The sequence below is a fragment of the Sphingopyxis sp. HIX genome, from assembly GCF_001468285.1.
Taxonomy (GTDB): domain Bacteria; phylum Pseudomonadota; class Alphaproteobacteria; order Sphingomonadales; family Sphingomonadaceae; genus Sphingopyxis.
Genome location: NZ_LNSB01000012.1, coordinates 72725 through 90795, shown reverse-complemented (window position 1 = coordinate 90795; position 18071 = coordinate 72725). Strand labels below are relative to the sequence as shown.

The following is an 18071-nucleotide window of genomic DNA, read 5'->3' as shown; positions in this document are numbered from 1 at the left end:
GTCCCGGTATGGCAGCAATGATCGAACATGGCCTCTACTACGGCGGTGCGTGGCATGCCCCGATATCCGACACCTTTCGACCGTCGATCAATCCTGCCGACGGATCCTACATCGCACTCGTGTCGAAGGCCGGCAAGGAGGACGTCGATCGGGCGGTGCTGGCCGCCGTTACCGCATCTCGCGTATGGCGCGATGTCTTGCCCCTCGAGCGGGCGCGCTTGCTTCGCGAGATGGCTGCAATCATCCGCAAGAACCACGCTGAGCTTGCCCGGCTTGACGCGCTGGACTGCGGAAACCCGATCCGGGAATTGATCGGCGATGCGCAGGTCGCGGCAGCGCTCATCGAATATTTCGCGGGCCTGGTGACGGAAATGAAGGGGGCGTCCATCCCCGTCGGCCCGGACGCGGTGAATTTCTCCGTTCGGCAACCCTTCGGCGTGGTGGCTCGCATTCTGGCGTTCAACCACCCCTTTCTCTTCTGCGCTGGCAAAATCGCGGCTCCGCTGGCCGCGGGCAACGCGGTCATCGTCAAACCATCCGATCAGGCCCCCCTCTCGGCCCTCAGATTTGCAGAACTGATCGATGGCTTGTTGCCCGCCGGGACGTTCGGAGTGCTGACCGGGGACGGTGAGACCGGGGCCGCGCTCGCCTCGCACCCGAAAGTGGCGATGATCAGTCTTGTCGGGAGTGCGGCGGCGGGCCGCGAGGTGATGCGCGCGGCAAGCGCTACGCTGAAACCGGTCCTGCTGGAGCTCGGGGGAAAGAATGCCCTGATCGCTTATGGCGACGCCGATCCGGGGGAAGTGGGGCAGGCGCTGGTACAGGGCATGAACTTCGCCTGGTGCGGGCAGTCGTGCGGGTCCACAAGCCGGGCGTTCGTTCACGAGGACATCTACGATGATGTGCTCGCGCACATCCAGGCGGCGGTCGGGCGCTTTCGACCAGGAGACCCGCTCGATTCGGATACGTCGATGGGAGCCGTGATCAGCCCGCAGCAGTATGAGCGCATCATGGGAGCGATCGCTTCGGCAAAGAACGATGGAGCCCGTCTCATCTGCGGAGGAGGGGCGCCATCAGACCCCGATCTCTCGAAGGGACTCTTCGTCGAACCGACGATCTTCGCGGACGTGACGCCCGGCATGCGCATCGCTCAGGAGGAAATATTCGGGCCGGTGCTGGGGATCATGAAGTGGTCCGATGAAAGAGCAATGATCGAGACGGTGAACGAACTCGATTACGGACTGACATGTTCCATCTGGACGCGTGACCTCGAAACGGCGCACCGAACCGCGATGGAAGTCGACGTCGGCTATGTGTGGATTAACGAGACATCCCGCCACATTCTCGGCGCCCCATTTGGCGGCATGAAACAATCCGGGATCGGCCGTGAGGAGTGTCTCGGCGAACTGCTCGCCTTCTCGCAGGAGAAAAATATCTTCATCTCCCTCAGGTCCGGCGGGACGTGAAAGCGCCGGGCGCACCCCCGATGTCGACCACCGCACCCGACACTCTGACGGGGAAGCGCGGATCGAACGACGCTCCGGGCGCCGCGGACACCGGGCTGCCCTTCGGGCCGCGCGCGGCCATGATGTTCCTGACCGGAGCACTGGCGCTCAATTTCGTCGACCGGCAGATCGTGAATATTCTCGCCGAACCGATCAGTCGAGAATTGAAGCTCGCGGACTGGCAGATCGGTTTGATGTCGGGGCTCGCATTTGCGTTGCTCTACGGTCTCGCCGGCATTCCGTTCGCGCGCTGGGCAGATCGCGGCCACCGCCCTCGGATCATGGCGCTGGCCGTGCTCCTGTGGAGTGGCTTCACGATCGCCTGCGGCTTGGCGCGGAACTTTCCTCAGCTTCTGCTGGGCCGCGTCGGCGTCGGCATCGGTGAGGCCGGTCTGACACCAGCGGCAAACTCGCTGATCGTCGACTATGTCCGGCCCGAGCGCCGTGCCTCGTCGCTGGCGCTCTATTATCTCGGCGTCCCGATAGGAACCTTGGCCGGCATGGCACTAGGAGGCCTGGTCGCAGATGCCTATGGTTGGCGCGCTGCCTTCTTCCTTGCCGGCGTTCCAGGCCTTCTTCTCGCCCCCTGTCTTCTCTTCGTCTTGTCCGAGCCGCGAACCGGCAAGGAGCGGGGTCCCGACCTTGCGCCGATCGGGACGGTGGCGACCGTCGTGACATTGTGGCGGATCCGCACCTACCGCCTGGTGGTCATGGCCACCGCGCTCCAGGCGGCGGTGGGCTACGGCTTCGGTCCGTTTCTTGCCTCGTTTTTCGTCCGAAACCACGGCGCCGAGATTGGCGACCTTGCCTCCTCTGCCGGCCTAGGCGTGGCGGGCTTCCTGGGTTTGACTCTAGGTTTATCCACTGGCCTTGGCGGTGCGATCGGGGTGTGGCTCGGCGGTTTTCTTGCCGACCGACATGGCCGGAATGACGCGCGGGCCTATGTCACCGTCCCCGCGCTGGCGGCGGCAGCTTCCCTGCCTTGTTACGCGCTGATTTTTACGGTCGACAGCGGAATATTCGCGCTCGCCGGTCTCGCCCTTCCCAATATTCTGGGAGCCATGTGGATGGGGCCGGTCCACAGCACCCATCAAAGCGTGTCACCGCCGGAGATGCGCGGCGCAGCGACCGCCTTGTTCCTCCTAATCCTGAACCTGATCGGCGTCGGCCTTGGCCCGCTGCTCGTAGGATCTGCGAGCGACGTCATCGCCTGGCAGGCAGGCGAGGACAAGGGAGCGAGCCTGCGCTTCGCTCTCGTCGGCGCGAGCCTCCTGGCCCCGGTCGCCGCCTACATATTCTGGCAAGCGAGGAGGTCGATTGCCGACGACATGGTCTCGTGAATAGCCCTTCAGACCAAATGGATATCCGTTTCTTGACGCAATCCGGAGAATGAAATGCCAACTGAGCACCAAATCTCGCCTGCCCGGCCTGCCTCCGCTGATGTGGCAGCGATAGAGCGCGCCGCGCCGCCAGGGCCGCATCGTGTGCCGGACCGCCTCGACGTGGCGCGCAGTCGATACGATGCCGCGGGGCTGCGCTCGCTCGTTGCGCCCGGCTGGGTGCATTCGGCTGTCTATACCGATCCCCGCATATTCGAGCTCGAGCTGGAACGTATTTTCCATAAGGGCTGGGTGTACATCGGTCACGAAAGCGAGATCGCGAAATCCGGAGAGTTCCGACGCCGCCAGATGGGCCGGCAGCCCGTCATCTTCGTTCGTGGCCAGGATGGCGAAGTTCGGGTATTCCTGAACCGATGTCGTCATCGCGGCGCGATCGTCTGCGAAGTCGACGAGGGGCGCGACAGTTATTTTCGCTGCTGGTATCACGGCTGGACCTACTCGAACTCGGGCGAACTGGTCAGCGTATCCGGACCCGATGGCTACGGCCCGAGTTTCGATGCCCGGGAGAACGGCCTCACCCCAGTGCCCCGCGTCGCAAGCTACCGGGGGTTCGTGTTCGCGGCACTGGACGATGCCGTACCCCCTCTCGAACAATATCTCGGCGGCGCCGCAAAGGTCATAGACATTCTCGTCGATTCAGCCCCGCGTGGCGAACTGCTGGTGCGATCGGGGTCGAACCGAACGATATACAAGGGGAATTGGAAGCAGGTCGGCATGGACGGGTATCATCCGCTCTTCGTCCATGCCTCCGTGCTGGCAACTTGGGAGCGGCATTCCGATTCCGGCCATAGTCTCGGCGCGACCCACAGCGCGAACCCGTTCAACTTCGACGGCGTCTCCGAAACGCGCGACTTCGGGAATGGCCACACGATGCTCGATTTTCTGAAGCACCGGCTAAACCACTCGGGCAAGTTCCGATCAATCCTCGAAAACACGCCTGGCGGGACCGATTACATCGAGGCGCTCTACGCAGAACATGACGAATCGTGGGCCGATGTGCTTCTCGCGATGGCCGGCGACCCCCATGTCGGGATTTTCCCCAATCTCCAGCTCATCAACAACCAGATACGGATCGTGAACCCGATCTCTGTCGACGAGACCGAGGTCGTCATGTTCCCCGTCCTGTTTGCGAACGTCAGTCCCGAAATCAACGCGCTGCGTCTTCGACAGCATGAATCCTTTTATGGGCCGGCCGGGTCTGGCTCCACCGACGACGCCGAAATCTTCGAGCGCGTCCAAAAAGGTCTCGGCGCCAGCATCGACCCCTGGATCAACATTTCGCGCGGCATGAACCGCGAACGAGTCGAGGCCGACGGCACCATCGTTGGCCATATTTCGGACGAGGTGCCGCAACGGGGCCAGCTCAAGCAATGGCTGACGATGATGGTGGGGCGTCCGGAATTCGAGGAGGGCTAGAATGGGCGTTGCGATGACCGAACGGGACGAAGTCTCCATGTTTGTGCGGGCCGGGGACGACACGTCCATATTGCCGGGCAGCAGCCTGTATAGCGAGATCGAGGCGCTCCTGTATCGCGAGGCCGAACTCATGGACAGCCATTCGTTCGACGCATGGCTCGGGCTCTGGCACCCCGACGGCCTCTACTGGGTTCCGTCGAATGGCGAAGACATCGATCCGCGAGAGTCGGTCTCGATCATCTACGAACGGTATCCGCAGATCGAGGACAGGATATTTCGCCTGAAGGACAAGCGCATGCATTCGCAAAGTCCGAAGTCGCGGTTGATCCGGATCGTCTCCAACATCACCGCGAGCGCCTCGGGACCTGCAGATATCCTGGCATTCTCGACGTTTATTCTCGGGGAAGTCAGGGGGGCTGAGCAGCAGTCGTTGTTCGGGCGTGCCGCCCATCGATTGAGGCGCGAGGCGGACGGCTTGCGGATACTCGGGAAGAAAGTTTACCTGATCGCCAATGATTCCCCGATGCGCAACGTGACGTTTCTCCTGTGAACGGCGGCGCGTCAGCAGCCCTGGGCGCGCTGCCGGTCGTCGCGACGGTGATCGGCGACCCGGCAGGTATCGGGCCGGAAGTCTGCGCGAAAGCCCTCGCGCTGGACCGCGATCCGCGGTCGGCTCGCCACCTCCTTATCGGAAGCATTGACGCTGTCCGGCTGGCGGTCGCGGCGAGCGGAATCGCGTGTCAAGCCTACCCGGTCCGATCCCCTGACGATATCGACGATGCGGCCGGCGGGATTGCCGTCCTCGACCCCGGGAATCTGCCCAGGGAGGCATGGTCGGTCGGGCAGGCCGGCGCTGCGTCGGGCAGGGCGGTCATCGAATGGATCGAGATTGCGGAAGGATTGGCGAGGGACGGGCAGATCCAGGCCTGGATCATGGCGCCGGTCGATTCCTCTTCGCTGAAGCTTTCCGGGAAAGTCGAATCGATCGACGACCTGCAGCCAGAGGGGACCTATCTTCTCAGGGTAAGTCCCTCGCTTCGCGTAGTTCCCATAACCGAACATATTGCAATCTCCGCCGTCCCGGCGTCAGTGAACGCATCATCCATCTCCCGGCTGATTGAGGTCGTCGACGACAGCTTCCAGCGGTGGGGGGTGCCCGGTGCCAGGATCGGCGTGGCCGGGCTCAACCCCCACGCGATGGGCATGGAGGAGGCGGCAGAGATCGCGCCGGCCATAGAGCGGGCGCGGGCGGCAGGGCGGCGCGTGGAGGGGCCGGTATCTCCCGACTCGATTTTTCGCCTTGCTATCGAGGGCCGTTACGATGTCGTCGTGTCTATGTATCACGACCAGGGCCAGATCGCTCTCAAAACAGCGGCCTTCGAGGGCGCCTGCACAATCTATATCGGCCTGGACTATGTTCGCCTGACCGTTCCGCACGGGTCCGCTATGGAAATTGCCGGAAAAGGAGTGGCTCAGCACGCCAGCATGGCGGCTGCGATGCGAATGGCGGAGTCGCTGTGTTGCGGAAAGGGGTTCGGCGATGGACCGCCTTGATCCCGTTCTCGACGAGCGGGTCCGCCTGGCAGCTCGCGGATTGGGGCGCGCAGGGCTGGTTCATGCCTTTGGGCATTGCAGCGCCAGGGTCGATGCAGAAAAATTCCTGGTATGTGCGCCCATGCCTATGGGTCTTATCCGCGACGAGCCCGGGACGATAGTTTCGGTCGAAGGGGATCTGCCTTCCGGCGTCCTCGGAGAGGTTCGAGCCCATCAGGCCATCTATCGCGCGCGACCGGATGTCGGAGGGATCTGCCGGATCATGCCGCCGGCGACCATGGCCTTGTCAACGATGGGGATCACCCCCGCGGCCCGCCATGGACTGGGGGCTTATTTCGCGCCCGCCCCGCCGCTCTGGAACGACCCGAGGTTGCTGCGCGATTCTGAATCCGCCTCTCGGCTCGCCACGACCCTGGGAAGCGCATCAGCAGTCGTCATGCGTGCCAATGGTGCGATCACCGTTGGCCGGGACATAGAAGAGGCGGCAACCTTCGCCTTCTTTCTCGAAGATGCGGCACGCGTCGAGCGGGACATTCGCTCGATGGGCTTCGATCCCGCAACCGGACTCCTGGACGCATGCGAAATCAGGGCGCGGCAGACCCTGTCGGGAGGGGTTGTCGAAAGACTTTGGCAATGGCTGACCGAATGGCAGCAGCCCGAGAATTCACGCGCGGCAAGTCGGTAATGCGGCCGCGCAGGTCGCGGTGTCGCACCGCGAAGAGATAGAAAGGGAGTGGATATGACCGAATTTGGGCAGGATCTTGCAGGGCAGGTAGCATTGATCACCGGAGCAGGGCAGGGGATCGGCCGGACCTTCGCGAACGGTTTCGCTCGGGCTGGCGCGAAAGTCGCGATCGTTGAACTCAACGAGGCCAAGGCGAAAGCGGTTGCCGCGGAGATCGTATCGGAGTTCGGCGACGGCGCCGCCATCGCCATCGTTGCGGATGTTGCCGATCCCGATGCCGTCGAAGCCGCCGTGGACCAGACTTTGTCGGCGTTCGGCCGTATCGATATTTGCATCAACAACGCTGCCATATTCTCGACGCTGAAGATGCGGTCGTTCGAGGAAATTCCTTACGAGGAGTGGCGCGACGTGATGCGCGTCAACGTCGACGGCGTCATGCTCGTCACCAAAGCCTGTGCCCCCGTAATGCGGCGGAACCGCCATGGCAGGATTATCAATATCTCGTCGGGCGTGGTGACGCTGGGGCGACCCTATTATCTTCATTATGTCGCCTCGAAGGCGGCGGTCGTCGGTATGACGCGCGCCATGGCGCGCGAACTCGGCACTGACGGGATCACGGTCAATGCATTGCTCCCAGGCGCAACCTTCACGGAGATTGAACGCGAAACGGTGACCCCCGAGCAGAAGACCCAGATACTCAACATGCAATGCATCAAGCGGCACGAGACAGCCGACGACCTGCTCGCTGCCGCATTGTATCTCGCCTCCAAGGGAGGCGAGTTCGTAACAGGTCAGTCGATTGCCGTTGATGGAGGAACGACGTTTCGCTGAGGTCGCTGCCGGCACATGATATGAACTTCGCGCCGCAAGCCAGCGAGCGATCCGCGGACCCAATAGGCCTTTAACTCGGACCGACGGGAAGCTATGCAGCCTTTTCGAGCGGTGCTGCGAAGGCTCAGGCGAGAGGTGTGGCAGGCGAGTGACGGATAACCTCCAAGCAGCGGGTGCATCCCGTGTCCCGCAGGGCGAGCGCAGCCGGAAGATGCGGGCCCGAATACTCGCCGCGGCGATCGAATTACTTCGAGAGAAGGGGTATTCGGCTTTTCGTGTTGCGGATGTAGCCGACGCCGCCGGCGTATCGCGCGGCGCGCAATTGCATCATTTCCCAACGAAGGACCTCCTCGTTGCGGCGTGCCTCGAGCAAGTCTTTGCCGTCGCGTTGGAACGAGCCAGCGAAGCCGCCGGTAGAGCCGCAGACGACGATCGGATACTCGAGGCCGCCTGTGAGGATGCGGAAGCATTTTTTTACGGGGAGGATTTCCTGATCGCACTCGACCTTGTCATTTCGGGCAACAAACTTCGCGCGCTTGCGGACGATGTGCGGGGAATGTCGAAGCGACGGCGTGTCGGAGCCGAGCAGGCCTGGGTTCGGCGCTTCGCCCGGACCGGTATTTCGCCTTCCGACGCCGAGGACATATTGTGGCTGATGTGGAGCGTCATTCGAGGACTGGCCATCAGAAACCAGATTGGCCGCGACCCTGAACGCTCTAAGCGCGTGACAAGGATGACCATCGATCTGCTTTCGGAATATACCGGGAAGCTCCGCAAGCAGCCGGCCCACGGCGAGGGGCCCGGCGAGGCCGGTTGACCTTGGCGCTGCCCGCCGCCGGTCCCGGTCAGTTGTCAGCCCCGTAGAGCCCGGCATAACGGTCACGCAGCTGCTTCTTGTCGATCTTCCCCGTCGCGGTGAGCGGGACGGGACCGAACAGAATCCGATCGGGCAGCTGCCACTTGGCAAACTCCCTTGAAAGGGTCGCCATGACATCGCTTTCGGACGGCTCCGCCCCGTCATGGGGCTCGATGATCAGTAGCGGGCGCTCCTCCCATTTTGGATGCGCTATGCCGACTACGGCAGCAACCTTTACTCCGCTGCATCCGGCAGCTGCATTTTCGAGGTCGATCGAACTGATCCATTCGCCCCCCGACTTGATAACGTCCTTCGTGCGATCGGTAATGCGCATGAAGCCGAAGCTGTCGATCGTCGCGACGTCGCCGGTATCGAACCAGCCGAGATCGTCCGTACAGTCCGATGGCTGGCGAAAATAGCGTTGTACGACCCAAGGGCCTCGCACCTGCAACGCCCCGGAACTGCGGCCGTCGTGGGCGCATATGGTGCCGTCGTCTCCCACAATCCGCATGTCGACCCCGAACTGGAGGCGCCCCTGGCGCGTCCACAACATGTCCTGCATCTCCGCCTCGCCGAGGGCAGCGATTGCCGGGGTCGGTGTCGCAATGACGCCGAGTGGGCATGTTTCTGTCATTCCCCAAAGCTGGAGAACATCGACATCATAGGAGGATTTGAACGTCTCAGCCATTGCGCGCGGAACGGCTGATCCGCCGATCATGATGCGTTTCAAAGGTCCGGGTGCGCTCCGGGTCGCCTCGAGATGGGCAAGATACATGGTCCAGATCGTGGGAACGCCCCCGGTAAAGGTCACCTCCTCGTCGCGAATGAGCTCGTGGAGGCTCGCCCCGTCCAGCCGGTCTGCCGGCAGTACGAGCTTGGCGCCGCAAAGCGGGGCCACGAAGGGAAGCCCCCAGGCCGTTGCGTGGTAAAGCGACGAACAGGGCATCACGGAATCGAAGGGCGTGAGGCCAAATGCGCTCGCGAGGCTTGCCCCCATTGCGTGAAGCACAACGGCCCGGTGGCTGTACAGAACCCCTTTTGGGTCGCCCGTCGTGCCCGAGGTATAGCAGAGAAATGCCGCCGAATTCTCGTCGAACATGGGCCAGCTGATCGTCTCCGGGAACTGGGCGAGCAAAGTGTCGTACGCGCGCGCTTCCAATTCACCGCCAGCGGCAAGCGCCTCGTCCGAGAGGACGATGAAAGTTTCGACATGGTGAAGCGCGGGCGCGATGCGCTCGACCAGGGCGGCGAGATTCGCCTCGAACAAAAGCACGCGGCTCTCGGCGTGATTCAGCGTGTATATCAGTTGCTCGTCGGACAGGCGCGGATTGGCGGTGTGGAGTACCGCTCCGAGGCCCGGCACGGCGTAGAAGAGCTCAAGGTGACGGTGTGTATTCCATCCGAGAGACGATACCCTGTCTCCGCTGGTGACGCCCGCAGCGGCGAGCATATTGGCGCTCTGGGCCGTCCGTCGGGCCAGTCCGGCATAGTTGTAGCGCCACAGATCGGCGCTCCCGGGTTCGACCGATACGACGGGACGGTTACCGTGCGCGCGAACGGCATAATCGAGTATCGACCCGATGGTGAGCTGCGCCGGTTGCATCTGTCCGTTGATCGTCATGAAGTCACTCCGGGTCGGTATGGACCACCTAATCTCCAGCGTTTGTGAATCAAAGTCCGCCAGCACGTGCCCTTATCGGCAAGCGCTGGCGGACAAGGCGGCAGCCTGGCCGCACGCGATCCGCGAATTCGTCGCCCTCGGATCGCGTTCGGGCGCGTCAGAACCGCAGTTCGGCGCTGACGCCCACTTTCCTTGGTTGTTCGTAAAAGCCATCGGTCGCCTGGGCGCCGACGCGGATCGTCTGAAAGACCTTCTCGTTGGTGAGGTTGGTCGCCCACAGGCTGAACTTCCAGCGATCTCCGGTCGGAGCGAAGGAAATCGACGCGTTTGTCAGGGTATAGCTCGGCTGCGAAAAGAGATTCTGGAAATCATAATAGAGCCGGCTCGAATAGAAGGTGTTCACGGAAACGCCGAGGCGACCCGCATCAAACTCGTGGCCCCAGTCGACGCCGAGGTTGAACGTCCATTCGGGCGCGCGGGTCATTACGTTGCCCGAAGCGTCCGCCGGCGAAACGGTGTTACCGCCATCGGGGCGGGGAAAGAAGCTCTGGGCGAGCGGAAAGTTGCGATAGCGAGCGTGGCTGTAAGCAACCGAGCCGCGGATGCTCAGGTCCTGTACCGGCTGCACGATCGCCTCGAACTCACCGCCGTAGATCTTCGCATTGGCCGCATTCTGCAGGATGTAACTCGGGCCCGATGCGTCCTTCGCCTGCACCTGGAGATCGTCGTAGGTGTAATGGTAGACGGCGAGGTTCGTGCGCAGCCAATCGACGGGATCGACCTTGATTCCGGCTTCCCACGCCTTGATATTTTCCGGATTGACCGGGTTTGGCGAGGTGCCGGCCATATTATAGACGCCGCTCTTGAACGCGGTGCCGTAGCTCGCATAAATGTTGCCGTCCGGCGAAAATTGGTAGCGTATGGCACCGCGATAGTTGAACTTGTTGAAGGATTTGGCCGTCTTCGGAACAACGAGATTGCCATTCACGACCTGTTCGAACGTGCGCCTTTCGGTCGTATAACGGGCGCCCACGGTCACGAACAGATCGTCGACGATCTCGTAGGTTCCTTCGGCGAACCCTGCGAAGGAGCGACCGGACAGCGCGGGGTCAAGGCGGAGCGTGGTCGCTGGAATGCCGGGGCCGGCAGAGGTCACGATTTGCAGGCTGGAATGCCCCCCGAACTGGTAGAAATAGCCGCCGGCAAGCCACTGGAAGCGGCCGGGATCGGCGGAACTGAATTTGATTTCCTGGCTCCCCGACTCGGTCGCAAAGGCTGCCGGGAAATTACCCAGGAAGATGTTCGAGGCGTCGGAATCGGTTTCCTGATACCAGCGCAGGTTCATGAAGCCGCTCGTCGCCTCGACGTTGAAGCCATCGAATTCAAGCTTGATGTGAAGCGCTGCGTTCCAACGGCGAAGATCCAGTGCCGGGATGTCGGTCAAGGATGCCTGCCATGCATCGGTAGGCAGTATGACGCCGGGAAAACGGCGGCCTGCGGTGTTTCCGTTAACCGGCTGCGGCGAGTTGGTCGTGCTGTTCTGGTCGAAGAACTCGCCCGTAAGGATGATTTTGGCGTTGTCCGCGGGCTGCCAGAGAAGCTTGCTGCGCAGGTTGATCACCTGCTGGTCGCCGAGCGTGCCGCCGCGAACAAGGTCGTCGATATAGCCATCGTTCTTGCGATACAGCGCGGCGAAATCCGCCGCGAACTTGTCGCTCAGCCCGCCGGTGATGTAGAAGCGCGCGTCGTAGTCGCCCGCATCGTTGCGCATCCGGCCGTAACGCAGCGACGCCTTGCCGCGGAGATCGAAGCTCGGGTCCGGCGTGATCACGTTGATGAGGCCGCCGGTGGCATTGCGCCCGAATGTCGTGCCCTGGGGGCCGCGAAGCACCTCGACGCGCTCGACCTCGACGAGGTCGATCCAGTTCGCGGCCGATTCCGGCTGGTACACGCCATCGATATAGGTGGCGATATTGGGCTCGTCGCCGATGGAAATCCCGGTCGACCCGACGCCGCGAATGACGGGCTGAAAGACGCCCATGTTGCGGCTGCCGATGAAGCCGGGCACAACCTGGGTCAGCGAACGAACCGTCGACACATCGGCGGCCGAAAGCGAATCTCCCGTGATTGCCGTCACGGCGACCGCCACGTCTTGCAGCCGCTCCTCGCGCCGGGTCGCCGTCACGATGATATCGGAAATGCCTGTGCTCGACTGTGCTTCGGGCTCCGGCTCGGTGGCCGTTGCGGTCTCCTGCGCGTGGCCGGCCACGCTCCATGCAAACGCGATCATCGCGACGCCGCTCGCCAGGATGCGCGAGCCTCTGCGGCTATTCTTCGACATTATATTTCTCCCTCTCCCTGATTATTCTGCTCAGTTCAGACGCAAATATCCTTCGAGAAAATCCAGGCGGTCGTTGCCCCAGAAAATCTGGTCATCGACGAACATCATCGGCGCGCCGAACACGCCGCGCGCATAAGCTTTCGATCGCGCCTCGCGGTAGCGGAGCGCGCCCTCCCCGGACGTGACGAAGGCCGTCACTTCGTCCGGATCGAGCCCCGCCGTCGATGATGCTGCGCGCAGTTCCTGGTCGTCGCGGGGGTCGATGCCGATCCCCCAGATCCTGCGATACCCGTCGGCGACGAACGCCTCGGCAGCGCCGCACTGCGCCGCGTATATGGCAGCGATGTTCCATTCGGAGCACTCGAAGCTTGCGGGAAAGGCGAGGGGAACCTCATATCGGTCCGCCCAGCGTCCAAGATCGGCCATCAGAACCTTGATCTTGGCCGGAACTTCACGGTTGGACGGGCCGTAGTTGCCTGCCGCAATCTTGGCTTCGGGTATGTCGATCGGATGATAGGCGAGGGTCCGGCCATGCGCGCGCGCCATTGCGGGTAGCCGCACGTGAGCAAGGTAGCTGAACGGGCTGATGAAATCGAAGTAGAAATCGATGACGGATGTCATGGGAGGGCCTCTTCGAAGCCGACCATCTTCCGATAGTTTTGCCAGAAGCCGATAATGGCCCCTTCGGTCACCAGATGATCGGCATCGTCCGCGCCGCCGCCGCCCATTGCGATGTACGACTTCGCACCGCGATCGGGTGTGACCGCCTGCTGGACGATTTCTACCGCCTCGCCGTCCTCCATCGAGATAACCCCGGCGGGACCGATCAGATTGGACTGCTTCAGCCGGATGGCATCCATTTCCGGGTCGTCGTCGGCGTAGCCGAACTGGGTCCACACGAGTTCGAACGAGTCCGGCCCGCGCGTGACAATCTGGCGCACCGCGAGCGTATTCGATATCTGCTGGAGGATGAGGTTCGGATAGAGTGCCAGGATGACGAGCGTAATCCCATCCGGGAACTCGCTGCGCCCCGCCAGCAGCGAGGGGTCCTTGAGCGTGAAGCTCGTGTCGAAGCTGCGCGATTCCTGGTAGACTTGGCTGTCGCGCTCGGCGTCGTTGCTTCCTGCCATCGAAAACAGGAGCGAATGCCGCTTGTTCTCGTCCATCACGCACTTGCCTGTCTGGGTCGAGCGATAAAGACCGAATGTATTGTGAAACAGGTGAAGCAGGCTCGCATGATAGGGGTCGCGCGTATTCTCGGCGTACAGTTTCCAGTTGCCGTGAATGAACTGGCGCTGATTCCCCAAAATCTTGACGGGGCGACACATAATCCGTTCGACATGCTCCGTGATGAGCGGGCCGAGATAGTCGCGCAGTGGCTCGACCTCTTCGGAGAATGTGGCGAAGACCAGCCCGTTTAGGGACTCCACCCGCAGCTTGACCAGGCCGTGATCCTTGAGTGCGAAGTCAGCGGGCATTCCGCCCTGGCCCTTGATACCGCGGCGAAAGGGAACACCGATGAGATCCCCGTTCAGATCGTAGGCCCACTGGTGGTAGACACATTCGAGGTGCGGCGCGTTGCCGCGGCGCTCACGGCAAACCATGGCGCCGCGATGCGCGCACCTGTTGAGCACGACATGCAGGCCGCCATCCTTGTCGCGCGTGACGACGACGGGCGTGTCGCCGATGAACGTCGCCTTGTAGTCGCCCGGTTCCGGCACCTCGGCTTCCAAGGCGACGAAATTCCAGGTGGGGCCGCGAAAGAGACGCTCTTGCTCCGCCTTGTAATACGCCTCGTCAGTGAAGACCGAGTAGGGAACCCGGCACCCGATGCGATCGTGCTCGCTCGCTGTTGCCGATGCGTCGGCCGCGCCGTGATTGTTGAGCATGTCTTACCTCAGTCCTAGATGGGTCGAACCATCAGAGTGTCCACAAGGTCCGTATCGAAGATCGCTTTCTTCGAACGAAAAAGAAATCTTCCTGAACTGTAAACTATTTCGTCGACATACTTCCCGGTGTTGTAAACGAATGACTGACCTATATTTCGGGTCTGCAGTACAACATAGTTGGTGTGTGCCGTGACAGCCTCCGGCGTAACGCCATGGATACGGCTGGTGCTGATGATGTGACGATAGTTATGGACGGGAAAAATGTTCGCCCTGCGCAACGAGACGACGCGATCGACGAGCATGCCCCTGCTGTCGCAGAAGATGGTTGCGACGGGCAGGCCGCGGTCTGCATTTTCGCGGGGTATGACCGAATATAGGCATTCCTCGGTGAAGAGGTCCGGCCACTCCTCCAAACGGTCGTCGTCGATCAATTCGGCATGGAGGGCAACGAGGTCGGTGACTTCGCGCATCAATTCTGCCCGAGGGAGGGTCGTGAGGTCCACCGGCTCAGGCTTCACTGCGGGGCGGATCAATGGTGATCCACCCATCTTCCAGAGTCACCGGGTAGGTCTTCAGGGCAATCTGGCAAGGATAGGTCGTCGCGGCCCCGCTCGGAATATCGAATGCGCCGCCATGATAAGGGCATTCGATCGTCGCGCCGTCCTGATATCCGTCGGTCAGGAGAGCGCTTCCGTGAGTGCAAGTATTGTCGGTGACAAAATAGTCGCCGTCTACATTATAGACGGCAAGAGGCGGATAGGCGCCGGGAGCTATCGCGACGGGTTCGCCGTCCTTCGGTTCTTCTATTCGGCACAGGCGAATTCTCTCCATCGCAACCATTTCCATTTGTTAGATGCCCTTGATTGATCGGCGCCAAATCAGCCGAGCGGGATATCCATGCCGTAACCCTCGGCCTCGTTGCCGTGGCCGAAGAGGTCGCGCAGATAATGTTCCTGTTGGGGTCCGGCCTTCTTTGCTCCCCAGCCGAATTCCCACAGCCATCCCGACGGGTTGGCACAATAAAAGGTAAGCGCTTCGTCGTTGGCATGCTTGCCGAGTTGGAGAGCCACGTCGATTTTCTGCTCGCGCACCATGTCGTGAGCAAGGCCGAGGTCGTCGAGCTCGGTATATTCGAGCATCAGGTGGTTGATGCGCTTCTCCATCGGTCCGAGCCCGAAGGCGACCGAATGTTGCCGGTCGTTGCAATGCATGAAATAAGGTGTGGCAACCATGCCGTTCGGAAGGGTGAGTCGATACTCGACCGACCCCCTCAAGCCGAGCAATTCGTAGAAGCGGACCGCAGCGGGAACGTCATCCTGTCGTAGAATGCAGTGACCTACGCCTTCCGGCCCGGTGACGAACTTTCCGAACATCGGGCGGCCCGGGTGGAAAGGACGATGATTGTCGACTTGCGGACCGTAGAAAATCTCGGTCGGATTGCCGCCTGGGTCCTTCAGCTTGGCAAGCCCGAGAACATGGCGATCGAGGGCCTCGGCTTCGGTCGATACATCAACCTCGATATTCTGCGAGACCAGCTTTTCGACAAGGTCGTCGAACTCGCGCGGTCCGGCCACCCGCCACCCCAGATAGGCGAGGTCGTCGCCGCCGTCCCGGTGCAGGGCGATTCGATGATGCCATTTGTCCATTCTCAAATAGGCGCGACCGTCCTCGCCCTCGTCGACATATTCCATGCCCGCGATGCCGCTGGCGAATCGCTTCCAGGCGTCAAGGTCGGATACCGACAGTCCCAGATAGCCAAGCTCGGTCACGCCCGTCATTTTCCGCACTCCCACAGCATTTTTTCTCATTTGAGGGGCGATTCGCCCCGATGCATCTCTTATGGTGCAACGTGGTTCCGATAGTGCAACTTTGTTCTGAGTGCAACCCATTGCACATTATGGCATAGCTGCTATGGTGATCGTTAGGGCGAAATCGGCTTGAGCGCAGCGTTCGCGCCTTTCCGATCTTCCCGAAGCGTAACGGGCCCGCCGACGAACGGCCGGCGAACATGGAGAGAGGGATGTCGCAACCTGGGAGAGAGGCTTCGGCCGGAACAACCGACCTTGAGTCACTGCGCGCGCGTATTGATGCATGGCTCGTCAAGGACGAGGCGAGCGGCCGGTTTCAAATCGATCGGGCCGCCTTTACGGATGCCGAGGTCTTCGCGCTCGAGATGAAGTATATTTTCGAGCGAAACTGGGTTTTCCTCGCGCACGAGAGCCAGGTGGCCAAGCCGAACGACTTCCTGACAACCTTCATCGGCCGGCAGCCCGTGATCCTTTCCCGCGACAGGTCGGGCAACCTGCACTGCATGATCAACGCCTGCGCGCATCGCGGCGCACGTGTCTGCCGGGAGAAGAGCGGCAGTCGCCGTAACTTTACCTGCCCCTTCCACGGTTGGACCTACGACCCGGCCGGTCGGCTGCTCGACGTCACCGACGAGGCCGGAGGAGGCTACGCGCCCGGATTCAAGCGCGAAGATTATGGTCTCGAACATGTCGCGCGGCTTGAAACCTACCGGGGTTTCGTCTTTGCGAGTCTCGACCCGGACGTGGTATCGCTCGAAGACTATCTTGCCGGGGCGAAGACCTTCATCGATCTGATGGTCGACCAGTCCATTGAGGGGAATCTCGAGGTTCTGCCCGGCGCAACGCGCTACCGCTACCGCGGCAACTGGAAGCTGCAGGTCGAAAACGGTCTTGACGGCTACCATATCGGGACGGTGCACGCGAACTACTTCATGACAGTAGCCCGCCGCGTCGACGGAACCTCGAAGAACGAGACAAGGGCCTTTGATTTCGGTCGCTGGAACCAGCTCGAGGGGGGGTCATTTTCGTTCGACAACGGGCACTGCGTGCTCTGGAATGACTATGCGAATTTCCAGGATCGTCCCAATTTCGAAATACTGGAGTGGCTGCAGCGCGAGCGGGGCGAGGAGCGCGCCACATGGATGAACGGCAGAATCCGAAATCTTGAGCTGTTCCCCAATGTGTTCCTGATGGATCAGACCAGCACGCAGATTCGCATCATTCGGCCGATCTCGGTCGATGAGACCGAGGTGACGACCTATTGCATCGCTCCGGTCGGTGAAAGCGACCGCGCCCGTGCCTTGCGCATTCGCCAATATGAGGATTTTTTCAACGCCAGCGGAATGGCAACGCCCGACGATCTCACCGAGTTCAACAATTGCCAAGTCGGATTCGGCGGCGGCGCAGGGCGGGCGAACGATATGTCGCGCGGCGCGACGAGGTGGGTGCGCGGAGTCAGCAGTCACGGCGACGCGCTCGGTGTCGATGCCATCATGAGCGGCACCGCCGTGGCGGATGAGGGTCTCTATGTGGCTATCCACGACGAGTGGGTCTCGCGGATGCATACCGCGATCGAGCGCGAGGAGACGGAGCGCGCGACCACGGTTCCGGAGATGGCAAAATGAGCAGCGAGGTTGCACAATGGGTGGCGATCCAGCGCTTCCTTGGCCGCGAAGCTGCAGCTTTGGACGCCAAGGATTGGGACAGCTGGCTGGACCTCTATCACCCCGAGGCCGAATATTGGGTTCCGGCCTGGGACGACAGCGGCCGACTGACCGAAGACCCCGAACGCGAGATCTCGCTGATTTACTACCCAACTCGCGCGGGCCTCGAGGACCGCGTCTACAGGATCAGGACGGGACGATCGTCAGCGAGCTCGCCGGCACCGCGAACATCTCACCTGTTCAGCCTGCTTTCTGTCGAGCAAATCGACGATGCCATTCAGGCGAGGACCAACTGGTCGGCAACGTCGGTGCTGGAGGATCGGCCGACGGTATATTGCGGCTCGGCCGTTTACGACCTTGAACCCCAAGGCGACACATTTGTCATTCGGCGCAAATATACCATTGTAGTCAACGACATGGCGCAGACGATGCTCGATGTCTACAGCATCTGAGGCAGCGGCGGTGACGTCCGGGACAGGTGGCAGGCCCTGTATCGGGACG

At 61.7% G+C, this 18071-nt stretch carries 17 protein-coding genes; 10 read left to right on the top strand and 7 right to left on the bottom strand.

Features of this window, described 5'->3' with window-relative positions:
* Nucleotides 1-17 precede the first annotated feature (17 nt).
* The 8 genes from ATE62_RS07975 to ATE62_RS07940 all read left to right on the top strand — a co-directional run bounded on the left by ATE62_RS07975 (nucleotide 18) and on the right by ATE62_RS07940 (nucleotide 8208).
* The gene (locus ATE62_RS07975) at nucleotides 18-1466 is read left to right on the top strand and encodes an aldehyde dehydrogenase family protein (RefSeq protein WP_228765595.1); all 1449 of its coding nucleotides are present in this window, start codon (nucleotides 18-20) and stop codon (nucleotides 1464-1466) included.
* Between the two features lie 20 nt (nucleotides 1467-1486).
* Nucleotides 1487-2845, top strand: a complete 1359-nt coding sequence (locus tag ATE62_RS07970) for a spinster family MFS transporter (protein WP_058807197.1) — start codon at nucleotides 1487-1489, stop codon at nucleotides 2843-2845.
* A 54-nt stretch (nucleotides 2846-2899) separates the two neighbouring features.
* Nucleotides 2900-4321 (top strand): aromatic ring-hydroxylating oxygenase subunit alpha, encoded by a 1422-nt coding sequence (locus ATE62_RS07965; RefSeq protein ID WP_082662672.1) that lies wholly within the window; start codon nucleotides 2900-2902, stop codon nucleotides 4319-4321.
* 1 nt (nucleotide 4322) lies between these two features.
* Complete coding sequence (locus tag ATE62_RS07960; RefSeq protein WP_058807199.1) at nucleotides 4323-4871, top strand: aromatic-ring-hydroxylating dioxygenase subunit beta; 549 nt, start codon at nucleotides 4323-4325, stop codon at nucleotides 4869-4871.
* Nucleotides 4868-5875 (top strand): PdxA family dehydrogenase, encoded by a 1008-nt coding sequence (locus ATE62_RS07955; protein ID WP_058807201.1) that lies wholly within the window; start codon nucleotides 4868-4870, stop codon nucleotides 5873-5875. The genes ATE62_RS07960 and ATE62_RS07955 overlap by 4 nt, the downstream gene beginning before the upstream one ends.
* Nucleotides 5862-6560 carry a class II aldolase/adducin family protein gene (locus ATE62_RS07950; RefSeq protein WP_058807203.1) on the top strand — a complete coding sequence of 233 codons (699 nt, stop codon included), beginning with the start codon at nucleotides 5862-5864 and terminating at the stop codon, nucleotides 6558-6560. The genes ATE62_RS07955 and ATE62_RS07950 overlap by 14 nt, the downstream gene beginning before the upstream one ends.
* Before the next feature lie 54 nt (nucleotides 6561-6614).
* Nucleotides 6615-7391, top strand: a complete 777-nt coding sequence (locus ATE62_RS07945; RefSeq protein WP_058807205.1) for an SDR family NAD(P)-dependent oxidoreductase — start codon at nucleotides 6615-6617, stop codon at nucleotides 7389-7391.
* Nucleotides 7392-7539: 148 nt separating this feature from the next.
* Nucleotides 7540-8208 carry a TetR/AcrR family transcriptional regulator gene (locus tag ATE62_RS07940; RefSeq protein ID WP_156416858.1) on the top strand — a complete coding sequence of 223 codons (669 nt, stop codon included), beginning with the start codon at nucleotides 7540-7542 and terminating at the stop codon, nucleotides 8206-8208.
* Nucleotides 8209-8236: 28 nt separating this feature from the next.
* On the opposite strand, the gene ATE62_RS07935 is transcribed toward ATE62_RS07940, so the two are convergent.
* The 7 genes from ATE62_RS07935 to bphC form a co-directional block, all read right to left on the bottom strand.
* Nucleotides 8237-9868, bottom strand: coding sequence for a long-chain fatty acid--CoA ligase (locus ATE62_RS07935; protein WP_197411620.1), 1632 nt, complete (start codon nucleotides 9866-9868; stop codon nucleotides 8237-8239).
* A gap of 157 nt (nucleotides 9869-10025) precedes the next feature.
* On the bottom strand, nucleotides 10026-12209 hold the full coding sequence (locus ATE62_RS07930) for a TonB-dependent receptor (RefSeq protein WP_058807208.1): 2184 nt from the start codon (nucleotides 12207-12209) through the stop codon (nucleotides 10026-10028).
* Between the two features lie 30 nt (nucleotides 12210-12239).
* Nucleotides 12240-12830, bottom strand: coding sequence for a 2-hydroxychromene-2-carboxylate isomerase (locus ATE62_RS07925; protein ID WP_058807210.1), 591 nt, complete (start codon nucleotides 12828-12830; stop codon nucleotides 12240-12242).
* Nucleotides 12827-14098: an aromatic ring-hydroxylating dioxygenase subunit alpha gene (locus tag ATE62_RS07920; RefSeq protein WP_082660143.1), complete on the bottom strand. Its 1272-nt coding sequence runs from the start codon at nucleotides 14096-14098 to the stop codon at nucleotides 12827-12829. The genes ATE62_RS07925 and ATE62_RS07920 overlap by 4 nt, the downstream gene beginning before the upstream one ends.
* A 14-nt stretch (nucleotides 14099-14112) precedes the next feature.
* Complete coding sequence (locus ATE62_RS07915; RefSeq protein ID WP_228765594.1) at nucleotides 14113-14631, bottom strand: aromatic-ring-hydroxylating dioxygenase subunit beta; 519 nt, start codon at nucleotides 14629-14631, stop codon at nucleotides 14113-14115.
* Nucleotides 14606-14944, bottom strand: coding sequence for a non-heme iron oxygenase ferredoxin subunit (locus ATE62_RS22825; protein WP_228765593.1), 339 nt, complete (start codon nucleotides 14942-14944; stop codon nucleotides 14606-14608). The genes ATE62_RS07915 and ATE62_RS22825 overlap by 26 nt, the downstream gene beginning before the upstream one ends.
* Nucleotides 14945-14976: 32 nt before the next feature.
* Nucleotides 14977-15876, bottom strand: coding sequence for a biphenyl-2,3-diol 1,2-dioxygenase (bphC, locus tag ATE62_RS07905; RefSeq protein WP_058807213.1), 900 nt, complete (start codon nucleotides 15874-15876; stop codon nucleotides 14977-14979).
* Between the two features lie 242 nt (nucleotides 15877-16118).
* Between bphC and ATE62_RS07900 the strand changes: the two genes are divergently transcribed.
* A complete protein-coding gene (locus ATE62_RS07900; RefSeq protein ID WP_058807214.1) occupies nucleotides 16119-17531 on the top strand; it encodes a Rieske 2Fe-2S domain-containing protein in 1413 nt (470 codons plus the stop codon).
* Complete coding sequence (locus ATE62_RS07895) at nucleotides 17528-18022, top strand: aromatic-ring-hydroxylating dioxygenase subunit beta (RefSeq protein WP_058807215.1); 495 nt, start codon at nucleotides 17528-17530, stop codon at nucleotides 18020-18022. The genes ATE62_RS07900 and ATE62_RS07895 overlap by 4 nt, the downstream gene beginning before the upstream one ends.
* The last annotated feature ends 49 nt before the right edge of the window (nucleotides 18023-18071 follow it).

Excerpts from the sequence above, each read along its gene's own strand:
- bphC (WP_058807213.1), bottom strand. The coding sequence starts at position 15,876 with ATGACGGGCGTGACCGAGCTTGGCTATCTGGGACTGTCGGTATCCGAC.
- ATE62_RS07895 (WP_058807215.1), top strand. The coding sequence starts at position 17,528 with ATGAGCAGCGAGGTTGCACAATGGGTGGCGATCCAGCGCTTCCTTGGC.
- ATE62_RS07930 (WP_058807208.1), bottom strand. The coding sequence starts at position 12,209 with ATGTCGAAGAATAGCCGCAGAGGCTCGCGCATCCTGGCGAGCGGCGTC.
- ATE62_RS07950 (WP_058807203.1), top strand. The coding sequence starts at position 5,862 with ATGGACCGCCTTGATCCCGTTCTCGACGAGCGGGTCCGCCTGGCAGCT.
- ATE62_RS07900 (WP_058807214.1), top strand. The coding sequence starts at position 16,119 with ATGTCGCAACCTGGGAGAGAGGCTTCGGCCGGAACAACCGACCTTGAG.
- ATE62_RS07960 (WP_058807199.1), top strand. The coding sequence starts at position 4,323 with ATGGGCGTTGCGATGACCGAACGGGACGAAGTCTCCATGTTTGTGCGG.
- ATE62_RS07975 (WP_228765595.1), top strand. The coding sequence starts at position 18 with ATGATCGAACATGGCCTCTACTACGGCGGTGCGTGGCATGCCCCGATA.
- ATE62_RS07970 (WP_058807197.1), top strand. The coding sequence starts at position 1,487 with ATGTCGACCACCGCACCCGACACTCTGACGGGGAAGCGCGGATCGAAC.
- ATE62_RS07935 (WP_197411620.1), bottom strand. The coding sequence starts at position 9,868 with ATGACGATCAACGGACAGATGCAACCGGCGCAGCTCACCATCGGGTCG.
- ATE62_RS07945 (WP_058807205.1), top strand. The coding sequence starts at position 6,615 with ATGACCGAATTTGGGCAGGATCTTGCAGGGCAGGTAGCATTGATCACC.
- ATE62_RS07925 (WP_058807210.1), bottom strand. The coding sequence starts at position 12,830 with ATGACATCCGTCATCGATTTCTACTTCGATTTCATCAGCCCGTTCAGC.
- ATE62_RS07920 (WP_082660143.1), bottom strand. The coding sequence starts at position 14,098 with ATGCTCAACAATCACGGCGCGGCCGACGCATCGGCAACAGCGAGCGAG.
- ATE62_RS22825 (WP_228765593.1), bottom strand. The coding sequence starts at position 14,944 with ATGGAAATGGTTGCGATGGAGAGAATTCGCCTGTGCCGAATAGAAGAA.
- ATE62_RS07965 (WP_082662672.1), top strand. The coding sequence starts at position 2,900 with ATGCCAACTGAGCACCAAATCTCGCCTGCCCGGCCTGCCTCCGCTGAT.